Source organism: Leptolyngbya sp. NIES-2104 (genome assembly GCF_001485215.1).
GTDB lineage: Bacteria > Cyanobacteriota > Cyanobacteriia > Leptolyngbyales > Leptolyngbyaceae > Leptolyngbya.
Genome location: NZ_BBWW01000001.1, coordinates 3,562,716 through 3,584,869 on the forward strand (window position 1 = coordinate 3,562,716; position 22,154 = coordinate 3,584,869).

At 48.7% G+C, this 22,154-nt stretch carries 18 protein-coding genes; 8 read left to right on the plus strand and 10 right to left on the minus strand.

The features are described 5' to 3' along the window. Window positions 1-66: 66 nt before the first annotated feature. The gene (gene nblS, locus NIES2104_RS16890; protein WP_058999457.1) at window positions 67-2,019 is read left to right on the plus strand and encodes a two-component system sensor histidine kinase NblS; all 1,953 of its coding nucleotides are present in this window, start codon (window positions 67-69) and stop codon (window positions 2,017-2,019) included. A gap of 2 nt (window positions 2,020-2,021) precedes the next feature. Here nblS and ribBA read toward each other — a convergent pair whose 3' ends face one another. Next, a complete protein-coding gene (gene ribBA, locus NIES2104_RS16895) occupies window positions 2,022-3,725 on the minus strand; it encodes a bifunctional 3,4-dihydroxy-2-butanone-4-phosphate synthase/GTP cyclohydrolase II (RefSeq protein ID WP_082690017.1) in 1,704 nt (567 codons plus the stop codon). Window positions 3,726-4,073: 348 nt separating this feature from the next. Between ribBA and argC the strand changes: the two genes are divergently transcribed. Then, complete coding sequence (gene argC, locus NIES2104_RS16900) at window positions 4,074-5,132, plus strand: N-acetyl-gamma-glutamyl-phosphate reductase (RefSeq protein ID WP_058999458.1); 1,059 nt, start codon at window positions 4,074-4,076, stop codon at window positions 5,130-5,132. Here the strand turns inward: argC and cobM are convergent. The 3 genes from cobM to NIES2104_RS16915 form a co-directional block, all read right to left on the minus strand. After that, entirely contained in the window at window positions 5,116-5,931 is an 816-nt protein-coding gene (gene cobM, locus NIES2104_RS16905; protein WP_058999459.1) for a precorrin-4 C(11)-methyltransferase, read from the minus strand. The two genes, argC and cobM, sit on opposite strands and share 17 nt — an antisense overlap. Window positions 5,932-6,136: 205 nt before the next feature. Next, window positions 6,137-7,354 (minus strand): NAD(P)/FAD-dependent oxidoreductase, encoded by a 1,218-nt coding sequence (locus tag NIES2104_RS16910; RefSeq protein WP_058999460.1) that lies wholly within the window; start codon window positions 7,352-7,354, stop codon window positions 6,137-6,139. A 45-nt stretch (window positions 7,355-7,399) separates the two neighbouring features. Beyond that, the gene (locus tag NIES2104_RS16915) at window positions 7,400-7,723 is read right to left on the minus strand and encodes a hypothetical protein (protein ID WP_058999461.1); all 324 of its coding nucleotides are present in this window, start codon (window positions 7,721-7,723) and stop codon (window positions 7,400-7,402) included. Window positions 7,724-8,129: 406 nt separating this feature from the next. Here NIES2104_RS16915 and NIES2104_RS32430 point away from each other — a divergent pair, with 406 nt between their 5' ends. The 3 genes from NIES2104_RS32430 (at window position 8,130) to NIES2104_RS16930 (ending at window position 12,947) form a co-directional block, all read left to right on the plus strand. Beyond that, window positions 8,130-9,371: a response regulator gene (locus tag NIES2104_RS32430; RefSeq protein ID WP_192843601.1), complete on the plus strand. Its 1,242-nt coding sequence runs from the start codon at window positions 8,130-8,132 to the stop codon at window positions 9,369-9,371. 79 nt (window positions 9,372-9,450) lie between these two features. Further along, entirely contained in the window at window positions 9,451-12,468 is a 3,018-nt protein-coding gene (locus tag NIES2104_RS16925) for a PAS domain-containing sensor histidine kinase (RefSeq protein WP_058999463.1), read from the plus strand. Next, window positions 12,468-12,947, plus strand: a complete 480-nt coding sequence (locus tag NIES2104_RS16930) for a hypothetical protein (protein WP_058999464.1) — start codon at window positions 12,468-12,470, stop codon at window positions 12,945-12,947. Before NIES2104_RS16925 ends, NIES2104_RS16930 begins: the two co-directional genes overlap by 1 nt. Here the strand turns inward: NIES2104_RS16930 and NIES2104_RS16935 are convergent. Both NIES2104_RS16935 and NIES2104_RS16940 read right to left on the minus strand, forming a co-directional pair. Further along, window positions 12,933-13,451 (minus strand): pentapeptide repeat-containing protein, encoded by a 519-nt coding sequence (locus NIES2104_RS16935; RefSeq protein ID WP_058999465.1) that lies wholly within the window; start codon window positions 13,449-13,451, stop codon window positions 12,933-12,935. The genes NIES2104_RS16930 and NIES2104_RS16935 overlap by 15 nt on opposite strands. 247 nt (window positions 13,452-13,698) lie before the next feature. Beyond that, window positions 13,699-15,078: an LCP family protein gene (locus tag NIES2104_RS16940; protein WP_225895255.1), complete on the minus strand. Its 1,380-nt coding sequence runs from the start codon at window positions 15,076-15,078 to the stop codon at window positions 13,699-13,701. Between the two features lie 388 nt (window positions 15,079-15,466). Between NIES2104_RS16940 and NIES2104_RS16945 the strand changes: the two genes are divergently transcribed. Then, a complete protein-coding gene (locus tag NIES2104_RS16945) occupies window positions 15,467-16,528 on the plus strand; it encodes a mannose-1-phosphate guanylyltransferase (RefSeq protein WP_058999467.1) in 1,062 nt (353 codons plus the stop codon). Between the two features lie 59 nt (window positions 16,529-16,587). Here the strand turns inward: NIES2104_RS16945 and NIES2104_RS16950 are convergent, their stop codons facing one another. Beyond that, the gene (locus tag NIES2104_RS16950) at window positions 16,588-17,064 is read right to left on the minus strand and encodes a GNAT family N-acetyltransferase (RefSeq protein WP_263970977.1); all 477 of its coding nucleotides are present in this window, start codon (window positions 17,062-17,064) and stop codon (window positions 16,588-16,590) included. Beyond that, on the minus strand, window positions 17,051-17,347 hold the full coding sequence (locus tag NIES2104_RS16955) for a DUF1778 domain-containing protein (RefSeq protein WP_058999469.1): 297 nt from the start codon (window positions 17,345-17,347) through the stop codon (window positions 17,051-17,053). The genes NIES2104_RS16950 and NIES2104_RS16955 overlap by 14 nt, the downstream gene beginning before the upstream one ends. A gap of 230 nt (window positions 17,348-17,577) precedes the next feature. On the opposite strand from NIES2104_RS16955, the gene NIES2104_RS16960 reads away from it, so the two are divergent. After that, window positions 17,578-18,483, plus strand: coding sequence for a hypothetical protein (locus NIES2104_RS16960; RefSeq protein ID WP_058999470.1), 906 nt, complete (start codon window positions 17,578-17,580; stop codon window positions 18,481-18,483). On the opposite strand, the gene mtnA is transcribed toward NIES2104_RS16960, so the two are convergent. Then, window positions 18,453-19,508 (minus strand): S-methyl-5-thioribose-1-phosphate isomerase, encoded by a 1,056-nt coding sequence (mtnA, locus tag NIES2104_RS16965; protein WP_058999471.1) that lies wholly within the window; start codon window positions 19,506-19,508, stop codon window positions 18,453-18,455. The two genes, NIES2104_RS16960 and mtnA, sit on opposite strands and share 31 nt — an antisense overlap. A gap of 49 nt (window positions 19,509-19,557) precedes the next feature. On the opposite strand from mtnA, the gene glp reads away from it, so the two are divergent. Beyond that, on the plus strand, window positions 19,558-20,766 hold the full coding sequence (gene glp / locus NIES2104_RS16970; protein ID WP_058999472.1) for a gephyrin-like molybdotransferase Glp: 1,209 nt from the start codon (window positions 19,558-19,560) through the stop codon (window positions 20,764-20,766). A 59-nt stretch (window positions 20,767-20,825) separates the two neighbouring features. Here the strand turns inward: glp and ftsZ are convergent, their stop codons facing one another. Beyond that, complete coding sequence (gene ftsZ / locus NIES2104_RS16975) at window positions 20,826-22,136, minus strand: cell division protein FtsZ (protein ID WP_263970978.1); 1,311 nt, start codon at window positions 22,134-22,136, stop codon at window positions 20,826-20,828. Between the last annotated feature and the right edge of the window lie 18 nt (window positions 22,137-22,154).

The following is a 22,154-nucleotide window of genomic DNA, read 5'->3' on the forward strand; positions in this document are numbered from 1 at the left end:
AAAAAGCAACAACACCAACAAACGTTTAAGTTTTGTTCTTTGTTCTTTAACCTTATTAACTTAACTGTGTCATCCTACGTCGCCCAAATTCCGGATGTTCTACGCCGCTGGTGGTCTGGTTTTAGCCTCCAGACTAAACTCATGGCGGCAGCTACTTTGGTTGTCTCGATCGTGATGAGTGGCTTAACGTTTTGGGCGGTGAATACGATCCAAATGGATGCCCGGTTAAACGATACACGCTTCGGGAGCGATCTAGGTTTACTACTGGCAGCGAATGTAGCTCCATTGGTGAATGAGTCGAATCGAACCGAACTCGCTCGATTTTCGCATCGGTTCTATGGCAGCACGTCTAGTATTCGCTACATGCTGTACGCTGATGCGGATGGCAGTATCTTTTTCGGCATTCCCTTTTCTGATGCTGAAGTGCAGAACTCGCTCACGATTCAGCGCAAGATTCAACTGCCCGAAGATTTTACCGATCGTACTGATCGCCCAATGGTTCGCCAGCACTTAACCCCCGATGGCGAAGTCACTGATGTATTCGTGCCGCTGGTTTACGAAGGAAAATACCTCGGCGTTTTAGCGATCGGGACAAATCCCAATCCAACGGTTGTGACTTCTTCGCATTTAACGCGGGATGTGACGATCGCGGTTTTCGTCTCGATCTGGGTGATGGTGATTCTCGGTGCCGTCTTTAACGCGCTGCAAATCACGAAACCGATTCGTGAACTGGTGATCGGGGTGCGGAACATTGCGAAGGGGAATTTTAAACAGCGAGTCGATCTACCCGTTGGCGCAGGTGTGGAACTGAGTGAACTGATTGCCAGCTTCAACGACATGGCGGAACGATTAGAGCGCTACGAAGAGCAAAATATTGAAGAACTGACCGCAGAAAAGGCGAAGTTAGAAACGTTGATTTCGACGATCGCAGATGGCGCGGTGCTGCTCGATGCCAATATGCAAATCGTGTTAGCGAATCCCACCGCTCGAAGAATTTTTGGTTGGGATACGAAAGCGATCGAAGGCGAAAATGCGCTTTATGCGTTCCCGGTGGCGGTTCAAGTTGAACTGACTCGACCGCTTTATCAAATGGCGCGGGGCGAACTGCGAGAAGAAGCAGAATTCCGAATTACTGCGATCGAGCCGAATAATCGAACGATCAGAGTCTTGCTTAATGCCGTGGTTGATCCCGTTCGCGACAACGTGAAAGGAATTGCTGTCACCGTTCAGGACATCACCCGCGAAGTTGAACTCAATGAAGCGAAGAGCCAATTTATCAGCAACGTTTCACACGAACTTAGAACGCCGCTATTTAACATCAAATCGTTTATTGAAACGCTGTACGAATACGGTGAAGAACTGACAGAAACGCAGAAACACGAATTTTTAGAAACCGCGAATCGAGAAACCGATCGCTTAACGCGCTTGGTCAATGATGTGCTCGATCTGTCTCGATTAGAATCCTGCAAAATCTATCAGTTTGAAGCGATCGAGCTAAATCAACCGATCGAACAAATTCTAAGAACTTACCAACTCAATGCCAAAGACAAAGGCATCGAACTGCTTCAAGAAGTCGAGCCAAACCTGCCCCCAGTTTTTGGACATTACGATCTATTGCTCCAAGTCTTTGCCAATCTCGTTGGAAATGCGCTGAAATTCACTGAAGCGGGCGGAAAAGTTGCGATTCGAGCCTATTCGCTGCCGTCCGATGATGTCCAATCCCAGCGATTTGTACGAGTTGAAGTGTGTGACACCGGGATTGGAATCGATAGCGTCGATCAAGAAGCCATTTTCGATCGCTTCTTCCGCGTCGAAAATCGGGTGCATACGCTGGAAGGAACAGGCTTAGGATTATCGATCGTTAAAAATATCATTGAGCGTCATCGCAGCCGAGTTCGTCTCGTGAGTGAAGTAGGCTGTGGTACGACGTTCTGGTTTGACCTCGTGGTCTTCCAGGAAAATGCAGTCGAAACGATCGTTGAACCGTCTGTACTCGTTGAAGCGGTAAATGCACCCTGAGTTTAGAGTTTCACGAAGCTGTAGATCGTTTGCGTCGAAAGTGACCCACAGATTTTAGAAGGTAGATGATGTAACGGGAATGTCTGGCGTTCAAGCTGAATTTGCAGCCCGGTCAGCGGATCAGTTCCGGGTGAAACAAGAAACTCTAATTTCTCCAGCGACAAACCGAGCGCGATATCGTCCAGGATTTTCCCGATCGAGGTCGTAAACGGATGCTCTGATGATTTGTACCACTCTACGTCGCTGACGATTTCTTGCTCGAATCCCAAATTGATGATCAATGAAGCTTGATCGAACAGCGCTAACGCCATCGGTCGAGTTTCTTCTTGCAGCATGAAATCGTGAGATTTTGCGACGTGGCGCAGTTTTTCGAGCAGGGCGTATCGCTCAGTCACCGAGTTCAGATCATCGCGGAGGTGTAGCGCGATCGTGGTCAGATACGTACGAAGAAACAAGTGCCCTAGTTTCTCTGCTTTGGTCGTGAGGTAGTTCGAGTTGTAAGTCGTGGCTTCGGTCAAGAGAGGAACGCGATCGACCATTTCCAATCCGTAGCCTTTCAACCCGGCAATCTTTCGCGGATTATTCGTCACTAATCGAATCTGCTTCACACCCAGATCATTCAAAATCTGAGCGCCTACCCCATAATCGCGTAAGTCTGCTGGAAACCCTAATCGCTCATTCGCTTCGACCGTATCGAGTCCCAGATCTTGCAGCGAATACGCCTTGAGCTTATTCACTAGCCCAATTCCGCGACCTTCTTGGCGCAGATAGACCACGACTCCAGAGCCGTTATGCTCGATCATCTTCAGAGCGGCTTCAAGCTGAACACGACAATCACAGCGGAGTGAACCGAGCGAATCTCCGGTCAAACACTCAGAGTGAACGCGCACCATCACCGCCTGATCTGGAAACTCTGCCGGATCGCCTTTGACGATCGCGACATGCTCCGTATTATCCAGGAGGTTCCGATAGCCGTAAATCTTGAAGTGCCCAAATTGAGACGGCAAATCAGCCACCGTTTCCCGATGCACGAACCGTTCGTGTCGCAGTCGGTAGCTAATCAGATCGGCAATGCTAATGATCTTCAGGTCGTGCTCTTTGGCGTATTCGATCAACTCTGGCAATCGCGCCATCGAACCGTCAGAATTCTGAATCTCGCAGATCACACCTGCTGGATACAATCCTGCCAACTGCGCCAAATCGACCGCAGCTTCGGTATGTCCAGCGCGTTTCAGTACGCCACCGTCTCGCGCCCGGAGTGGGAAAATGTGACCCGGACGACGCAGATCGGTCGGACGAGTGGCTGGATCGAGTACGACTTGGATCGTTTTTGCGCGATCGTCTGCCGAGATCCCCGTGGTTACACCGATCCGAGGTGAGGCATCGATACTAACAGTAAACGCAGTCTGATTGGTATCGGTATTGTCCCGAACCATCAGCGGAATATCTAACTCATCTAAGCGTTCTCCGGTCATCGCGAGACAGATCAGACCTCTCGCGTAAACTGCCATGAAGTTGATCATGTCAGCGGTGGCATGCTGCGCGGCGCAGATGACATCCCCTTCGTTCTCCCGGTTTTCATCATCGACGACCACGATCGCTTTTCCTGTTTTCAGGTCAGCAAGCGCATCCTCGATCGAGTCAAAGGTGAACGGTTGGGTGTATGTGGGTTGAGACGATTTAACAGAGAAGTTCAAGGCGACCACACCGTAAAGTTTCTTGAAGCGGACTTATCTATGATTGTAATTCTTTTGACTGCGGAACTTATCTTCGATTGTAATTCTTTTTACGCGGAATGCTAGGCAGGGCACAAGCATCGCGGGATACCGTTCAACAGGTTCGCATCGGAAGTAATGAAGAAAGTATTAAGTTTTGTTAAGTGTAGAGTGAGTCATCACATTTTGCCTAGGACGAAACTGGTATCGAGGCAAGCAGTTCTGTTCAGCCAGAACGCTTAGATTGAGAGGGACGAATTCTCTCAGGATCTGCTTTGAGAATTGCGCGATCGGCATTACAATGCAGCAAACATTTAGGTGATTCACGGAAGGTCGGGTATGGGTGATTCAGAACGGGTCTCCGTTGGAATAGTCGGGGCATCAGGCTATGGGGGCGTTCAATTGGTTCGCCTGTTGCTCGATCATCCGCGCCTGGAGTTGGCGTATTTGGGAGGCGAGAGCACCGCTGGTCAAGAGTTTGCTACTCAGTATCCGCACCTATTTCACGCGGTGCAACAGCAAATCGAACCAATTGATCTCGATAAAATTGCTGAACGTTGTCAGGTGGTGTTTCTGTCGCTACCGAATGGGTTAGCGATGAAAATGGCTCCAGTCCTGATCGAGAAGGGCTGTAAGGTGCTGGATCTGTCGGCGGATTATCGCTTCTCCGATTTGAACGTGTATAAACAGTGGTACGGCGGAGAGCGATCGGATAGCGCGATCGCAGAAACGGCAGTGTATGGTTTGCCGGAGCTGTATCGCGATCGAATCGCGCAAGCGCAATTAGTGGGTTGTCCGGGATGCTACCCGACGGCAAGTTTATTAGCATTGTCTCCATTGTTAAAACAAGGGCTGATAGTTCCAGAAACCGCGATTATCGATGCGAAATCCGGAACATCTGGAGGCGGTCGTGTACCAAAAACAAACTTTCTTTTAGCGGAGGCTGATAATTCTCTGGGGGCGTATGGGGTAGCACGCCACCGCCACACGCCAGAAATAGAGCAGGTTTGCAGCGATTTAGCAGGGCATGAAGTGTTGATTCAATTCACGCCCCATTTGATACCGATGGTTCGCGGAATTTTAGCGACAGTTTACGCAACTTTACGTGATCCGGGATTGGTCAGAGATGATCTGTTGACCATTTACGGAGCGTTTTATCGATCGTCTCCCTGGGTGAAGTTGCTGCCCAGTGGAACGTATCCGCAAACGAAATGGGCTTGCGGTACGAACCTCTGTTATGTCGGAATTGAAGTCGATGCGCGAACCGGGCGCGTGATCGTCATGTCTGCGATCGACAATCTCTTAAAAGGTCAAGCCGGACAAGCGATTCAATGCCTCAATATCATGATGGGCTGGGATGAAACCCTTGGATTGCCGAAGTTTAGCTTCTATCCCTAAAGAGTCGATCGTGGTTTGGATGATAAAGCTGCGATCGTGCTCCAGTGACTCGATCGATGCCTGCAAATTCATACGGCACTGTCGCAGCACTTAACACCGGACTAATCACATACATCGTTGTGCGAACTAGGTTCTCTTGCTGCGTCACGTCCGCCATTTGGCTGAGTGGGACGAGTCGAATTTTTTCATCCGACCAACCGAGACGGAAACAGATTGCGACGGGTGTTTCTGCGGCATAGTGCAGAAGTAATTTTTTCTGAGCAGATTCGATATGTTTAGCACTTAAATAAAGGCAAAGCGTCGATCGATGTGCCGCTAACGAAGATAATTCTTCAGATTCGGGTACTTGGGTTCGTCCACTAATCCGGGTGAGAATAATCGACTGTACTAAGCCAGGAACAGTAAATTCGACTCGCAATCGAGCAGAAGCTAACTGAAAGACACTAATTCCCGGAATCACCTCAAACGGGATATCAGCTTCTAACAATGCCTGCATTTGTTCTTGGATGGCACTGTAGAGACACGGATCGCCAGAGTGAAGACGAACGACGGATTTTTGCGATCGAACTCGCTCAATCAAAATCGGCAGAATTTCCTCTAGTGTTTTATCTGCGGTCGGAATGACCTCGGCATCTGAGCGAATGCCTTCTAGAATTTCTAGTGGGACAAGAGAATCCGCAAATACGATCGTGTCTGCCTGTGATAAAAGTTTCTGTGCTTTGACGGTCAGTAAATCTGGATCTCCAGGACCTGCGCCGACAATGTAGACGGCTGGCGGTAGCGAAAAATGAACGGTCATATTGATACAAATTTGGTCGATGAATGAGACAGATTCTGCGTTTACCCGATGACGTAGAGACGCGATTAAGAAAGTTGCTGAAATAATTGGGTGATCGTGGGGTGGGCATCCTGCCCGCCACCAAAAGCAGGCAAGATGCCTGCCCCACAGTTATTGCCCGATTTATTTTCAACTTCCATAATCGCTCTACCAACCGTTACCGCGATCACCCGTTAAACGCCGGAAAAAAATTCCCCCCAACCGATCGCTTTAATCGCCGCATCGCCCGACCTGCCATATCCGTAAACAACAAATCGCCACACAATAGCTGTGTTGCATACCGCGTACTCTTTTCATATTTCACGCCGTACTTATAACAAACGCCCGTCCATTGATAAAAAATCCGCGCCAGATTCAACGCCGCATCGAAATTCGCCGCAAATTCCGCATGAATGCGATCGCTATATTCCTCCGCCGCATCATCGATAATCGATCGAGCCGCAATCCCGCCACTTTTAACTGCGTGTAGAATTCCATCGCCAAAAATCGGATTGATCAATCCTGCCGCATCTCCGACTAAGAGAATTCTTTCTTCGTGCAACGGTTCTTTTCCGCCCCAAGTCGGTAACGGATGCGCGTGAAATTTCAACGCATCCGGATCATATTTCACCCCGATCGCATCCATGTAATCGAGAATCGTTTTCTGCAATCCTGCGCGTAATGTTCGATCGCTTCTTGCATCCTGATTGTCCGGTCGAAACACACCCGCCCCAATATTCAAATGATCCGCTTTCGGAAAAATCCAGGCATATCCACGCTTCACTGCCCCATATTCCAAGTGAGCAATCTCTGGACGTAAATCTGGATGTCCATCGCCCCAATGATGCGGGTGTTCAATTTCCATCGCTAATGCGATCGCTCTTTTTTTCCTCAACTGCGTCGCTTTCACCGTCACCCCATTCGCGCCATCCGCCCCGATCACATATCGCGCCTTTGCGGTGAACTCGCTGCCCGTCTTAATTCCTTGCGCTCGGACGATTACCCCATCCGTTTCAGGCTCGATCGCTCTTACAGCAATTCCATCTCTTAAATCGGTGCCAAACTTCGCGGCTCTCTCTGCTAGTGCATGATCGAAAATCGGACGCTGCACCATCCAGAGTGAAAGGCGTTCATCCGTCGATCGAGGATTCATCGAAACCAGATACGGATCTTCAAACTTCCAGGTGTGCCGCATCATCGTCACATCCGATTCGACAAACGCTTCTGGAGCCAGATCGCGCAATTGATTCTGCATCACCATCGGCATCCCGCCGCCGCAAGTCTTATGACGAGGAAGAAACTGTTTTTCCAGCAGCGCCACTTTCAGACCTGCTTGCGCCAATTCAGCAGCGGCAACGGTTCCCGACGGACCCGCACCGCACACAATCACATCGTAGGTTTGCATAGCGCGATCGATAAAATCTCGCTCTCTAGCCTAATCGAAAACGGCTCACTGCAAAAGTTGACTCAGCACCGATTCCAATCCTTGCACTTCAATCAAAAATTGCTGCTTCTCATGTTCGTCAATTGCATTCCAATGATTTCGCAGATTAATTCCTAACAAATAACGCTGTTTCGAGCAGCAAATAATCACCGAAATCCCGCGCTCAATCAGCTTTGAACCGAGGTCATAAGCCTGATCACGACGTTGCGAACTAAAACAATGAAACTGATAAAACAATTCGCCTTGATAGCTAATTCCGTCACAAACTCGATCGTGAAACCAAAACTTGAACAGGCGACAGTCCGATTCATTTGCAAGTAGCAGATTCATATTAGCGAGAGTAGGCGCGGTATTGATCTCTTCAAGATAAAAACTTGAATTCCTGATATATTGTGCCAGTTTTGTTTGCCGCTAAAGTAGCGATTCGATCGCGTCGATTTCTCAAATTCTCCGTGTTATTACTGAAGGTATGAATTACTATTGATTTAACTCAATGGCTAAATCGATTTACTTCTTTAAAATTTAAAGCATCTCTGTCTTAAGAGAGAAGAAAATTAAGAATATTGCCTGAGACGGACGATTTAAAATTTCTCTGACTATAGAGTTTATGTAAATTCCGCAGAATTTCTGTGAATAAATGATGGAGTGTCACAGCACGCTAGATTTTTCTCAGGGAGATTCGCTAGTATTTACGAATCATGCCGTATTTTTACGAGGGTGCTTTGCGTTCCGCTCCATGCTTTCACGGAAAACCGTCACAGTTTCACAGGCATGGCAGGTCGCTACCGAAAACACGCTGTTCCCTAATCCATTTTCGCCAACCGTAATGACTCGACAGATTAGCTCTCAACCGCTCCAGCCGCCAACGGGGGGAGATTTGATGAAGATCCTCGTGATCGAAGACGAAAAAGATGTTCGGCTCAACATCCTTGAAATCCTAACCTCTGGCGGGTTCGATTCGATTAATGCGGACAACGGATTGACAGGCGTTCAACTGGCAAAAGAGCGATCGCCGGATTTGATTATTTGCGATATCAAAATGCCCGATTTTGACGGCTACAACGTGCTTCAAGCACTCCGCCAAGATCCTAAAACAGCAATGATTCCGTTTATTTTTCTCACCGCAAAAGCTGATAAGGCAGATCAGCGACACGGTATGAATTTAGGCGCAGATGACTATCTCACGAAACCGTTTCGCCGTGTGGAATTGCTTGATACGATCGCGGCGCGTCTCAAACGCCATCATGCCCAAGTCGAGATTCAAAAAAAAGTTGACGAACTTCAACAAATTAATAATCAGAAAAACGATTTACTCAATACGATTACGCATGATCTACGTGCACCTTTAACCACGATTAAGGTTGCACTTCAACTCATGAATGCCATGCCAGAGAATCGGCGGCAATACGTCGAAATTGCGCTAAATGCCTGCGATCAAGGTGATGAACTGATTCAAAATCTACTCGATCTGTATCAGCTTGAATCCGGTGAAGCATTAGCACCTCCTGAACCGCTGAATTTAAGAGAACTTTTAAGAAAAACAACCGATGCGTTTCAGGTGAGAACTCGCGATTGTCAGCAACTTTTAAAAGTAAATCTTCCGGAAACCTTGCCCGTGATCGTGGCAGATGGAGTAAGTCTGCGCCGAATTCTAGTGGAATTGCTCAATAACGCTTGTAAGTACACAAAAAGTGGAGGAGAAATTTGTCTTAAAGTGCGGGAAGCAACGGATTTAGATCAACAACCCGTCCTTAAATTTACGATCGCCAACGAATCCGAAATTCCCGCTAGAAATCTCCCGCATATTTTTGACAAGTTCTACCGCGTTCCCGGCAGCGATCGCTGGCAGAAAGGCGGAACAGGCTTAGGTCTTGCCCTCGTGAAAAAGCTCGTCGAGCAACTCCGAGGCGATATCATTGTCAACAGTGAAACGGGCTGGACAACCTTCACGATCGAGCTTCCTTATGAAACTCTTTAAGTGAACTTCAGCAAGTCTGCATGAAGCATATGCAAAATTCGCGCAAAGATTTAAACCTGATGTCGATCGAGCAGGAGTCATGCAAGAAACCGACCAACTCCGGTTAGCTCAGCGCAACGCTGAACTAGAAGTCCTCGTGGGTGAACTGCGATCGCAGCTCGAAGCGCGATCAGTTCAGGAACGCACGACGGCTCCAAAAGCAATCGCTCCAGAGCGATCAACCGACGACGAAGCTGTGCTTGATGCTTGCACCGCGTCTAGCGCTCGCAAAGTTGCCCAACTCGAACACAAAATCGAGCAACTCCAAGCTGAAGTCAGCCGCCGCCGTCGAGAACAAGAAAGCTTAAAGCACAGTGAGCAGCGATATCGATCGGTGGTCGAAGCGATGCACGAAGCCGTGATCATGCTCAATTCTGAAGGCACGATCGAAACCTGTAATGCCAGTGCCGCTCAGATTTTGGAAAGTACGATCGAGGAACTCATCGATCGCAATCTGCTTGATCTTGGTTGGGAAGCCGTTCACGAAGATGGCTCACCGTTTGACCCGCAGGATTTTCCGGGTCTGATCACCGCAAAAACGGGAATTCCTTGTTCTGAAGTGGTTCTCGGCTTGTGTAAGCCTGAAAAGCAAATTACCTGGATTTCGATCAACTCTCAACCGCTGTTTCAATCCGGTCAGATTTTGCCGTATGCCGTGGTGGTTTCTTTTTCTGATATCAGTTTGCGGCGCTGGATCGAAGAAGAACGGCACCAGCTTTTAGAGCGAGAACAAGCTGCCCGCGCCGAATCGGAATTAGCCCGTGAGCAAATCGCTCAAGTGTTGCAGAGCATCACGGATGGATTTGTCGCCTTCGATCGCTCGGCTCGGTTCACCTATGTCAATCACGAAGCTGCCAACACACTTGGCAAACCCGCGAGAGATTTGCTCGGTAAAGTGCTCTGGCAAGAATTTCCAGACTTTGCAGAAACGAGCTTTGGGCGGCTTTATCGTCGGGCACTGGCTGAAGGTGTCCCCTTAGAACTGGTGGATTACTACGAGCCGTGTCAGCGATGGTATTCTGTCCGGGCTTATCCGTCAAAATCGGGCGTGTCGCTGTTTTTCCGCAACATGACCGATTCAGTGACGACTGCCCGCGAACGCGATCAGGCACAGGAAGCCTTGAAAGGAGCCTTACAGCGATTAGCGTTCCATGTCGATAATTCGCCGTTTGCGGTGATTGAATGGGATCGGAATCTGAGAATTACGCGCTGGTCGAGTGAAGCGGAATCGCTTCTTGGCTGGACGGCTTCAGAAGTGATCGGGAAACAGTTCGGCAGTTGGAATTTAGTGCTACCCGAAGATTTAGAACAGGTCGATCGAGCGATCGCCCAACTGCTCAACGGTCAAACGACTCGCAACCTATGTTACAGCCGCAACACTGCCAGAGATGGCTCGATCGTGCACTGTGAATGGTACAACTCGGTGCTATTTGACAGCAATGGTGAATTAATCTCGGTTCTATCGCTGATTCTGAATGTCGGTGAGCGGCTCAAAGTCGAAGATGAGCGCAAACTTGCCGCCGCAGAACTGCAAGAAAGTGAAGAACGATTCCGGCAGTTAGCAGAAAACATTCAGCAGATTTTCTGGATGTATGATGTCGAGCACAAAAAGCTCATTTATATCAGTCCAGCCTGTCACCAAGTTCTAGGCTATGACAGTCAAGCGTGTTATGAGAAATCGCTGAACTTTTGGATGAATCGATCGCGTCCTGAAGATGTGCCGGATTTGATGAAAGTGAGTCGGCAAGCGGTCAGAGGCAAACCCACCGAAGCGACTTTTCAATTCAATCGAGAAGATGGGACAGAACGCTGGTTGCGGGCGCGTGCCTTCCCCGTTCGCAATGCTCAAGGCAAGATTTATCGAATTGCAGGAATCGCGGAAGATATCACCGAAGCAAAACATCACGAGGCAGAACGCCGAGAACAAGAGCAGCGATTACGGTTACTTGAATCGGTGATTGTGAATGCGAGTGATGCGGTCGTGATTACGGAAGCAGAACCTGTTGAGCCACCCGGACCCAGAATCATTTACGTTAACGATGCCTTCACGAAAATGATGGGCTACGAGCGCGAAGAAGTAATCGGAAAAACGCCGCGAATTTTGCAAGGACCTAAAACAAATTGGACGGTCTTAAAAGACATTCGATCAGCGTTGAAAAATTGGGAGCCTGCGATCGCAGAATTAGTCAACTATCACAAAGACGGCTCCGAAGTGTGGATCGAATTGAGCATTTTCCCAGTCACCGATCAAACCGGACATTACACCTATTGGGTTGGCTTACAGCGCGATATTACTCATCGCAAACAAGCCGAAAACGAAATGCGAAGAGCACTCGAAAAAGAACGTGAACTAAGTGAACTCAAATCGAATTTTGTCACAACCGTTTCACACGAATTTCGGACACCTTTGAGTACGATTCTTTCTTCGGCGGACATGTTGGAATTTTATGCAGGAGAATGTTCGATCGAGAAACAACTCGAACATATTCAACGCATTCAAGCCGCTTCGCTGAATATGAAAGATCTTCTCAGCGATGTGCTTGTCCTGGAACGAGCAGAAGCGAAAAAGGTGAAGTTTGAACCTGCACCGATGAACGTTTTGAACTTCTGTGAAAATCTGGTCGAGGAGATGCGAATCAATGACCAAAATCAGCATCAACTCATTTTTGATCCGCAAACAACGCTGCCCGAAATTCGTGGCTATATGGATGCGAAATTGATGCGGCAAATTCTAACCAATCTATTATCAAATGCCTTGAAATATTCGCCCGATGGTTCAACTGTGACCTTCCGACTTGGACACGATGAAACGAATGCGTATTTTGAAGTTCAAGATCAAGGAATTGGCATTCCTGCATCGGATCAAGTGCGATTATTTGAAGCATTCCATCGGGCAACAAATGTCGGTATGATTTCTGGGAACGGATTAGGACTTGCGATCGTTAAACAATCCGTCGAGTTTCATCAAGGCAAAATCCACCTGATGAGCCGAGAAAACGAAGGGACAGTCGTGCAAGTCACTCTACCCCTTCAACCGAATGCGGAATTCGTGATTTGATGGGTAAATTTCTGACTAGTGCGATCGCCGGATTATTATTCATCGGTCTAATTATTGCGAGTAAAAAAGCGATCGATTCAATGGGTGGGTTGGTGCATTTCAACTGTCGTCCTCGATCGAATCAAGTCATCTGTGAACTGACTCGCGAACCGTTGATCGGCGCATTAGAAACTCAGCAGTTTGATAAAGCAATTTTTCAAACGACCAAAATTCAGCAACGAGGCGCGAATCAAACTCGATTAGCATTCGTGACGCGATCGGGTGAAGAAATTCCGCTAACTCATAATTGGTCGATGAGTAACAATCAGCAGCTATTTCGCCAGCGAGAAATGCTCGATCGCTTTCTTGCTGATCCGAGTGCAACGACGATCGAAGTTCGCACTCATCGCCCGTGGCAACTTTGGGCAATTCTTGGCGGATTGATCGGGCTGATGATTTTGGTAGGAGCGATCGCACTTCAGAAGTTACCGACACCCTAAACTTTCGCGGGTATCGGCTCCGGTCGTTGAATTGGTTCCAGAAGCTCGTTTGCAGAGTTGGGTCGTCGTGTAGCGATCGACGATCGCATCCGTAAAATCGGCTCCGGTAATATCCGCTTCATCGAGAATGCTATTCGATAAGGTAGCACCGATAAAAATCGCGTTTGTCAGATTCGCTTTGTAGAGCGTCACGCGATCGACTAGTGATCCCTCTAAGTTCGCCCCGCTCAAATTTGCTCCGAGAAGATTTCCTTTCGTCAGCATCGTATTTTTAAGATTTGCGCCTTGAAAGTTCGCCTCACGCATTTCTGCCGACACAAATACGCCGCCCTCAAAATTTTGATTTGAGAGATCTTTGCCCGTCAAGGTCGCATTGGAATAGTTGAGGAAAGTCGTTTCAGCAAAAGCGGGACTTGCTCCTAGAAAAATCCAAAACCAAGCGAGAGCGAGAATTAACAGCGCATAAATGACACGCTTTACGTTGCGGGGAACTGGGACAAACATAAAGTGCGATCGACAGTAGAGTTTTCTTAGAGAATACTTGGAAAATAGAGAGTCTTTTCGCTTCGTTGCGCTCCCGCCCTGAAATGAATTTCGGGCTAACGAAGGAAAGTCTACTGAAGTAGACTGGGAGCAAGTTTCAAGTTCTTAGTCCATTTCAATGGACTTGCGCCGATTAGCCCGAAATTCATTTCAGGGCGGGACATCGCAACGAACAAAGCACCTCCAAACCTCTCCTTAAGCCTAACGCTTATGGTTGATACTGCGGAAATCTCGTTTTCTGAGCCTTCCAGTCATTCCCGATCCGAATCGTCAAATCCGAATCCAACTCACCCGTCGAAGTCGCTTCCACTCTGCCAAACCCGATCGCACTTTGCAGCACTTTTGCACCTTGTAAATCGCCCCGCTGCACAATAATCTGCGTCTTCTGCTGCGGGTCTTTCCAGTTCTCCGCCTGATAAACATTCGTATATCCAAGCGAGACAAGGTAATCCGCAAACTGTTTTCCGGCTTGAGAATCGCCCGACGCATTCTGAATCGCGATTTTGAGATCAGCTAAGGCAGGTTCAGTTGCAGCAACGGTCGAGGAATCTTTGAAATACTCTTGCAAAACGCGATCGCGTCCTTGCGGGTCCATAATCCAGTAGCTTGCTCGAAACTCATTCGGAGCGCTAAATCGTCCCGGCAACAGCACCATCTTAAAATCGTCTCGATCGAGCTTCTGTCCAAAGCCTACCAGTGCCAGCATTTCCTCGACGCTGAGATTTGTATCAATGTATTTCTGCATCGCCCCGATCAAGCTCGGAATTCGAGGAATCACCATTGGACTCGTCAGCTTTGCTCGTAATGCTTTGATTAACGCCTGTTGCCGCTGCACTCGTCCAATATCCCCGAACGAATCATGTCGGAATCGCGCGAACTGTTCCGCCTTGTCGCCGTCCAAAGTCTGCCAGCCGGGTTGTAAATCGATCTTGAGCTTCTGAGTGTTATCGGTGTACTGCATTCGTTCTGGCACGTACACATCAATCCCACCCAACAAATCGACCAGTTCCCGAAACGCATCAGTACTGACTCGGACATATCGATCGATCGTAATTCCATTCAGCGTCCGACTGATCGTTTCCCGCGCTAACAGTGGACCTCCACTTGCATTCGCTTGATTAATCTTAGTTACGCCAACTCCCGGAATTTCCACCTGAGTATCACGCGGAATTGAAAGCATGTTGACCGAATTATCCGTTGGATCAATTCGCAGCAACAGCATCGTATCGCTACGACCAGAGAAGATTTGCTCTGATCCCGCAGGCGCATCTAAAACACGATCGATCCCCATCACCAGTACGTTCACCGGGCGAGACACTTTGTACTGAAACCCGCTCGTCCAGAGATCGCCTAATATTTTTCGCCCTTGCTCTGGGTTCGTTCCCGGTAAGGGTGCGAGTAGTGCCAGCGTCGTCCCAAGAGTTGCCGAAATCGTTGCGGCTCCTAACAATCCAGCGACCCACATGAGGGTTCGACCGAACGAAGGCTTTTGAGAGGGTGGAATCGGAACAGACGATCGAGATTGAGGAACAATTCTTTCAGTCGCGCTAGATGGCTCTAGCGTGGATTGGCGCTTAGACTCTTTCACTCCGCTCACACCTCAAAAACAGTTCGGTCAGTGTCTTCCGGTTGCTTGTCGCTAGTTTAGCTAGAAAGTTTCTGTTTTTCTTCAGCTTTGAGAGATATTTTCGTCTCACAACATCGATCAATTTCTCTAGTAGCCTGCAATACAAAACAACCGAAACAACGCTTAGACAGTCCCTGGGAATTCTACACTTGAACTTCGACATTCGGCTAGTCTTATCGATCGGAATCATTCAACAAGCGTCGAAGTCCGGAGGAAACCGTAAAATCCGCGACAAACTAAATGGCTTCTGGGAAAAATGAAAAGAGTCCGCGAAGATGCCGTAAGAATGTCCGGTGATTGATTAAAATCTGGGCACTGCGCGATTTAACTAGCCCCCACGGTGAAACGTATGACCCATTCTTTAGTTCCGATTATCCTAGCTGGCGGAAAAGGCGAACGATTTTGGCCCCTCAGCCGCAGACAGCGCCCAAAACAGTTTCTCTGTCTGGATGGCAGTGGAAAAAGTCTTTTACAAACAACTGCCGATCGCTTACTTGATATCGCTGGCGGCTGGAGCAATCTCTGGGTTGTGACGGCTTCTCATCTCGCCGAGGGTGTCCGCGAACAACTCCCCGAATTGCCAACAGAAAACATTCTCGTCGAGCCAGAAGGACGCGATACGGCTCCTGCTGTGGCATGGAGTACGATCGAGGTCGCAAAACGCTACGGTGAAGAAGTGGTCACCGGATTCTTCCCCGCCGATCATTGGATCGCAGAACAAGACATTTTTGAATCGACCTTGAAAGCTGCCGTAGATGCAGCCGTTCAAAATAGCGCGATCGTCACACTCGGAATTTCCCCGACTCACGCCGCGACCGGATACGGCTACATCGAGCAGGGCGAGAAGATTGGAGTATATGACGAATACCCGGCGTATAAAGTCGATCGCTTTACGGAAAAGCCCGATCGCGATACCGCAGAAGAATTCGTCAACAGTGGTCGCTTTAGCTGGAACGGCGGAATGTTCGTGTTTCAAGCAAAAGTGATGCTTAAAGAATTGCATCAACACGCACCTGAAATCATTGAGCTATTAGAAGCAAAAGGCATCGAAGCTTATTCAACGGTTCCGAAACTCAGTATCGATTACGCCGTGATGGAAAAGACCGATCGCGCTTGTGTGCTTCCGGTGCGATTTAGCTGGGATGATTTGGGCGACTGGGGCGCGATCGAGCGCTTAATGAAATCTGATAGTCCGAATGTGGAACTCGGTCAGCACGTTGGAATGGATACGACTGGCGCGATCGTTTATACTTCAGATGACGATGAACTGATTGTGACGATCGGTTTAGAAGACACCGTGATTGTTCGCGATGGCAAAGTGACGCTGATTGTGAAAAAGGATCGGACTCAGGACATTAAAGCGGTGCTGAAAACGATTCAAGCGCGATCGGAGTTTCAAGATCTGCTGTAGTAAAGTTTCAAGCTGTGGGGTGATTACACCATCTCACGGCTAAAGTTCCTCGATCGTCTTCATGGCAAATAAAGCTTCATCGGGTCTTGCTGAAACGTCTGAAAGCCATACTTTAGATAAAAATTGACAGCATTCTCATCTAGCGCTTCTGCAATAACCGCTAAAGATGCAATCTGAGTCGAAGCCTCTAACGATTTTCTAAGTGCATCTACCAACATTAATTCGCCATATCCTTTACCTTTCTGGGTCTGATCCACTGCAAGCCGACCTAGGAGCGTAGCGGGTAGCCGTGGATACCGTGGAAGCCGTTTTGCAAAAGACTCATCTAGGGCGGAAATGTCGATCGTGTACGAAGACAATGTGTAGTACGCTAACACACTGATTTCAGGCTCATTAACCAAAACAAACACAGTTGCTACCCGTCGCTTCAGGTCTTGAGATGCTTGTTTCCGCAGGTAATTGTCTAGGCTGTCTTTGCCGCAAGAAAAATTTGCTCGATCGTGCTTCTGGCTCTCCAACGGCTCAATTTTCAGCACGATTCATCACTCGTTGGTATCGTTGAGCAGCAGTTTTCAGGGCATCATTTGGCTTTGGCGGATTAAGTAACGCATCAACAAAAGCTTCACTTTCTTCCACACTTAGCTTCAGTGTTTGGTGACTTTCAATCACTCGAATCGCTTCCGCCTGAACACTAGTCACTACAAAATCGGTGAGAGTACGCCCTTGTAAATCGGCGGCTTTCTGAAGCAGTGCTTTGGTTTCTGGACTAATTCGGGCTTCGAGTCGCGCCATTAGGTTTGGCTGGTTGTCGATCGACATATCAAACAGAGAGCTATAAAAACATCCTTATTATATACGGCAAATTGCCGTACAGACTTTATCTAAACAATCGATTCATTGCTCAGAATTAGATTCGCTGATGGCGATCGAAGTCCATTACATCCTTGATGGTGAACTGCTTAAAGCAACGGTAAATTTTCTATCGTTTATGAATAGTCCGCTTCTGAACTTGCCAACTCTGTACCTTAAGCGTTTCAGGAGCGGATCGCATGAATCGGTTAGAAAAAAAATGCCTGATGGGATTGCTGGCTTTGCCCGTTGGAATTAGCACGATCGCGTTTATCGCTCTGAGAAATCCCTACTCGATCGAGTGTGCTCAAGTCGAAGACTCTTCCCCAGTTTCCACTCGGCTCCATTGCGCTCAACAACGCGCCAATCGAGACACTCCGGAAAGTTTAGCCGCCGCGATCGAGATGCTGCAAAATGTCGCGATCGATGATCCCTATCATCAGCAGAGTACGCAACTGATTCAACGCTGGTCAAATGCGCTGTTAATGAAAGCTGAAACCGAAGTGCAAGCTGGAAATTTAGACAAAGGGATTGAGATCGTGCGTTCTCTCCCTCAAGACGCGAAAGTACGATCGTGGAAATTGCTCTGGGAAAAAGGCGAAACGTTGATGAAAACGGCTCTCACTCAGGTTGAAAAACGCGAGTGGCATCAAGCGTTTGAAACGGCGAAACAGCTACAGAAGTTAGAAAATCAATATTGGGCAACGGAACAATACAACTCGCTGATTGATCAAATTCAAAACGATCGAGAATTTCGCGATTGGAAACTCAAAAATTCAGTCGAACCTCGTAAGACCCCGAAACAAATTGAGCTGAATTTACCGAAACCGGAGAAAGTAGCGCGTCAACCTCGATCGCTCTGGAAACCTCAAGAAGATCGCGCTCGTCCTGTGACCGCTGTTGAATCACCGAAACCTGAAATCCAGCCGACTCCAGAAATTCAGCCCCCTCAGATTCAACCTTCTTCTGATCCCGAACCTCCTGTAGAAGTCTTGCCTCAAGAGCAGCCAAGCGCTGAAGCTCCGATTCCTGCCCCTGAACAGGTCGATGACTCCGCTCCACTTCGCGATCGCACTCAACCGACTCGCCTTTGCAATTGCGCCTGAATTTGATCAGGAGCAATCGCCCCGAATTCAGTCACGATCGCGCTAATCAATTCTGCCGGAGTCACATCAAATGCAGGATTGTAATACTCAATTCCGGGCGGACAAATGATCGTTTCCCCGATTTGATAAATCTCAGCGGGATCGCGTTCTTCGATCGGGATCTGAGTGCCATCGGAGATAGTGAAGTCGATCGTTGAAACCGGAGCCGCCACAAAAAACGGAATGTTATGCGCCTTTGCAATTAACGCCACGCTGTAAGTTCCGATTTTATTCGCAGCATCTCCATTCGCAGCAATGCGATCGGCTCCCACAACGACCGCATCGATCATTCCACGCTGCATACAATGAGCCGCCATGTTATCGGTAATGACCGTGACTGGAATTCCTTCTTGAGCACATTCCCAAGCCGTGAGTTTTGCACCTTGCAATCGGGGTCGCGTTTCATCCGCGTACACTCGCTCTAAGCGATTTGCCGCCCAAGTCGATCGCACAACTCCTAAAGCCGTTCCATATCCTGCTGTTGCTAATGCTCCCGCGTTACAGTGCGTTAAAAGCCGCAGTTTCTCAGGAGTTGAAGGCAGAGCGGCAAGACCGTGATCGCCAATCGATCGACAAGTGTCTAAATCGTCTTCCTGAATCTGCTTTGCTGCGAGTAGTAACGCTTCTCTGAGATATTCCACCGATCCGAGCGTTTGACGAGCGGTTTTTAGCATTTGCTCGATCGCCCAAAACAAATTCACCGCTGTGGGACGAGTTGCCCGCAATTGTTCCGCGACTTTTTCTAGTTGGGCTAGAAACTGTTCGCGATTCGTTGCCTCGATTTCTCGCGCTCCCAAGTACATTCCATAGGCGGCTGCAACTCCGATCGCGGGCGCACCCCGCACAATCATCGTTTTGATTGCTCGTGCCATATCATCACAGCGATGAATATCAACCAAAGCGTATTCACTCGGTAAACGGGTTTGATCGATTAAGAGAACGCGATCGCGCTCCCAAACCACGGGATAAACCTGACTCGGAGACATATTTAGCATTAGTGTTGAGGTATTGATTATCTTACTTTGGGTTGGAATCATGCTGTCAGTGGCAGAAGCAGAAAAGCTGATTTTAGAGACAGTTCAAGCGATCGGGGAAACGGAAATCGTCGGATTAAAGGAATGTCACGCCCGAATTCTCGCGGCTCCCATCACGAGCAAACTCGATTTTCCACATTGGGATAATTCTGCAATGGATGGCTACGCAGTGCGATTCGAGGATGTGAAACAGCCAACGACTCTAGAAATTATTGAAGAAATTCCAGCAGGCTATCAACCTCAGAAAACGATACAACCTGGACAAGCCGCAAGAATTCTCACGGGATCAGTGATGCCTCTGGGTGCGGATACCGTGATTATGCAGGAAGAAACGAAACGAGACGGCGATCGCGTTTCCATTCTCACACCTACCGATCGTTCAGGTTCATTCGTTCGACATCGCGGCTCTTATTCTCAAGCTGGAGATGCTTTACTATCTCCCGGTACTGTTCTTAGAGCACCTGAAATCGCCATTCTCGCCGCTGCTCAATGTCTAGAAATTCCTGTTTTTCGTCGTTTACGAGTGGCAATTCTTTCAACCGGAAGTGAGTTAGTCACTCCAGATCAGCCGCTTCAACCGGGTCAGATTGTAGACTCGAACCAATATGCGCTAGAAGCTTTAGTCGCAGAAATGGGAGCCGAAGTCATTTCGCTGGGGATCATTCGGGATGATCCAACGGAATTGAAAAATGCGATCGCTAAATCTATCGAATCCGCTGATGTCGTTCTCTCGTCTGGTGGCGTTTCGGTCGGTGATTACGATTATGTCGATCGCATTCTCGAAGAATTAAACGCAGAGATTCGGATTCGCTCGATCGCCGTCAAACCCGGTAAACCTCTCACATTCGCCACATTCCCAAACTCGACGCTTTTCTTCGGACTGCCTGGAAATCCGGGATCAGTTCTAGTGACATTTCTAAGATTCGCTCAGCCTGCGATTCGGAAATTATCTGGACTCGCTCACGGTTGGAAACCGGAGTTTTTCAACGCGATCGCAACTCAGGATTTGAAATCAGACGGAAAGCGCGAACTTTACCTCGTCGGATCAGTGTCGATCGCAAATGGCACTTTCCAATTCACCCCCACAGGCGGCACTCGATTGTCAGGAAATCTAATCAATCTAGCAGGCATGAATGCGCTGGGAAAAATGTCGATCGGACAAACTCACATTTCCCCAGGCGAACCCATTCCAGTTCTAAAAATCGTCTAAAAACTCAAAGTCCCCCAGAATGGGGGATTGAGGGGGCACATTTCCGCTAAAAACGCAGCCTACTTCTGAGGTTTGCGTCTCGTTCTCAAGAATTCAGGAATATCCAAGCTCCCCGGTTTTTGCTGCGGTGCTTCTTGAACTGGATTCGGTGTCACTGCCGGAGCCGAAATCGATCGAGAAGCTTTCGGTTGTGGAACCGTCGCCCCCTTCGCCGTCACTTGCGGCTGCACCTCTTGAGAAAATCCGGTCGCAATCACCGTAATCCGAATTTCACCCTGCAATCGCTCATCGATCACCGCACCAAAAATAATATTGGCATTGGGATCAACCGCTTCGTAAATAATATCTGCCGCCTGACTGACTTCGTGCAGAGTAAGATCTGTGCCACCTGTGATGTTAAAGACCACTCCACGCGCACCATCGATCGACGCTTCCAACAACGGCGATGAAATGGCTGCGATCGCGGCTTCTCTCGCTCTCGACTTGCCAGATCCGATCCCGATTCCCATCAGTGCCGATCCTGCATCCGCCATCACTGCCCGTACATCCGCGAAGTCCACATTCACCAATCCAGGGATCGTGATGATATCTGAAATCCCCTGCACCCCTTGACGCAAAATATCATCCGCAGTTTTGAATGCTTCCTGAACCGGAGTCTGTTCTGAGACAACCGAAAGAATCTTATCGTTTGGAATAATAATCAGCGTATCAACCCGGCTTTGAAGTGCCGCAACGCCTTCTTCCGCCTGACCTGTCCGTCGCCGACCTTCAAACGTAAACGGACGAGTGACAATCCCAACGGTGAGCGCTCCTAACTCTTTTGCCACTTCAGCCACGATCGGAGCCGCACCCGTTCCCGTACCGCCGCCCATGCCAGCCGTGATAAACACTAAATCCGCATTTTCCAGTGCCGCCGCGATCTCGTCGCGGGATTCTTCAGCCGCTTTTTGACCGATCGCAGGATTACCACCCGCACCCAGTCCGCGAGTTAGCTTCTGACCTACTTGTAGCCGTTTGAGGGAAGTCGATTGCGCCAACGCTTGAGCATCGGTATTAATCGACCAGAATTCAACTCCAGCCACATCGCTTGCAATCATTCGGTTGACTGCATTACTGCCGCCACCACCGACCCCGATCACCTTAATCTTGGCAATACTCCCAGGCACGATATCACCACTCCTTGCATCTTCAGGAACCGTCTTAAGCCCCAGACCTTGGTTATGATACAGCCCAGAATTAAACGGATTGGAATTGTCCGAGGTTGAGAAGTTATTCATTTGCCCTTCCGTGTTCGAGGTGGCATAGCCAGATTCGGGCTGGTGATTCAGCGTCATTGGGTTGGCATTCGTCTCATTATGATTAAGCGTCATTGGGATTTCAAGCGATGG

Excerpts from the sequence above, each read along its gene's own strand:
- argC (WP_058999458.1), top strand. The coding sequence starts at position 4,074 with ATGGGTGATTCAGAACGGGTCTCCGTTGGAATAGTCGGGGCATCAGGC.
- cobM (WP_058999459.1), bottom strand. The coding sequence starts at position 5,931 with ATGACCGTTCATTTTTCGCTACCGCCAGCCGTCTACATTGTCGGCGCA.
- NIES2104_RS16910 (WP_058999460.1), bottom strand. The coding sequence starts at position 7,354 with ATGCAAACCTACGATGTGATTGTGTGCGGTGCGGGTCCGTCGGGAACC.
- NIES2104_RS16915 (WP_058999461.1), bottom strand. The coding sequence starts at position 7,723 with ATGAATCTGCTACTTGCAAATGAATCGGACTGTCGCCTGTTCAAGTTT.
- NIES2104_RS32430 (WP_192843601.1), top strand. The coding sequence starts at position 8,130 with ATGCTTTCACGGAAAACCGTCACAGTTTCACAGGCATGGCAGGTCGCT.
- NIES2104_RS16925 (WP_058999463.1), top strand. The coding sequence starts at position 9,451 with ATGCAAGAAACCGACCAACTCCGGTTAGCTCAGCGCAACGCTGAACTA.
- NIES2104_RS16930 (WP_058999464.1), top strand. The coding sequence starts at position 12,468 with ATGGGTAAATTTCTGACTAGTGCGATCGCCGGATTATTATTCATCGGT.
- NIES2104_RS16935 (WP_058999465.1), bottom strand. The coding sequence starts at position 13,451 with ATGTTTGTCCCAGTTCCCCGCAACGTAAAGCGTGTCATTTATGCGCTG.
- NIES2104_RS16945 (WP_058999467.1), top strand. The coding sequence starts at position 15,467 with ATGACCCATTCTTTAGTTCCGATTATCCTAGCTGGCGGAAAAGGCGAA.
- NIES2104_RS16955 (WP_058999469.1), bottom strand. The coding sequence starts at position 17,347 with ATGTCGATCGACAACCAGCCAAACCTAATGGCGCGACTCGAAGCCCGA.
- NIES2104_RS16960 (WP_058999470.1), top strand. The coding sequence starts at position 17,578 with ATGAATCGGTTAGAAAAAAAATGCCTGATGGGATTGCTGGCTTTGCCC.
- mtnA (WP_058999471.1), bottom strand. The coding sequence starts at position 19,508 with ATGTCTCCGAGTCAGGTTTATCCCGTGGTTTGGGAGCGCGATCGCGTT.
- glp (WP_058999472.1), top strand. The coding sequence starts at position 19,558 with ATGCTGTCAGTGGCAGAAGCAGAAAAGCTGATTTTAGAGACAGTTCAA.
- ftsZ (WP_263970978.1), bottom strand. The coding sequence starts at position 22,136 with ATGACGCTTAATCATAATGAGACGAATGCCAACCCAATGACGCTGAAT.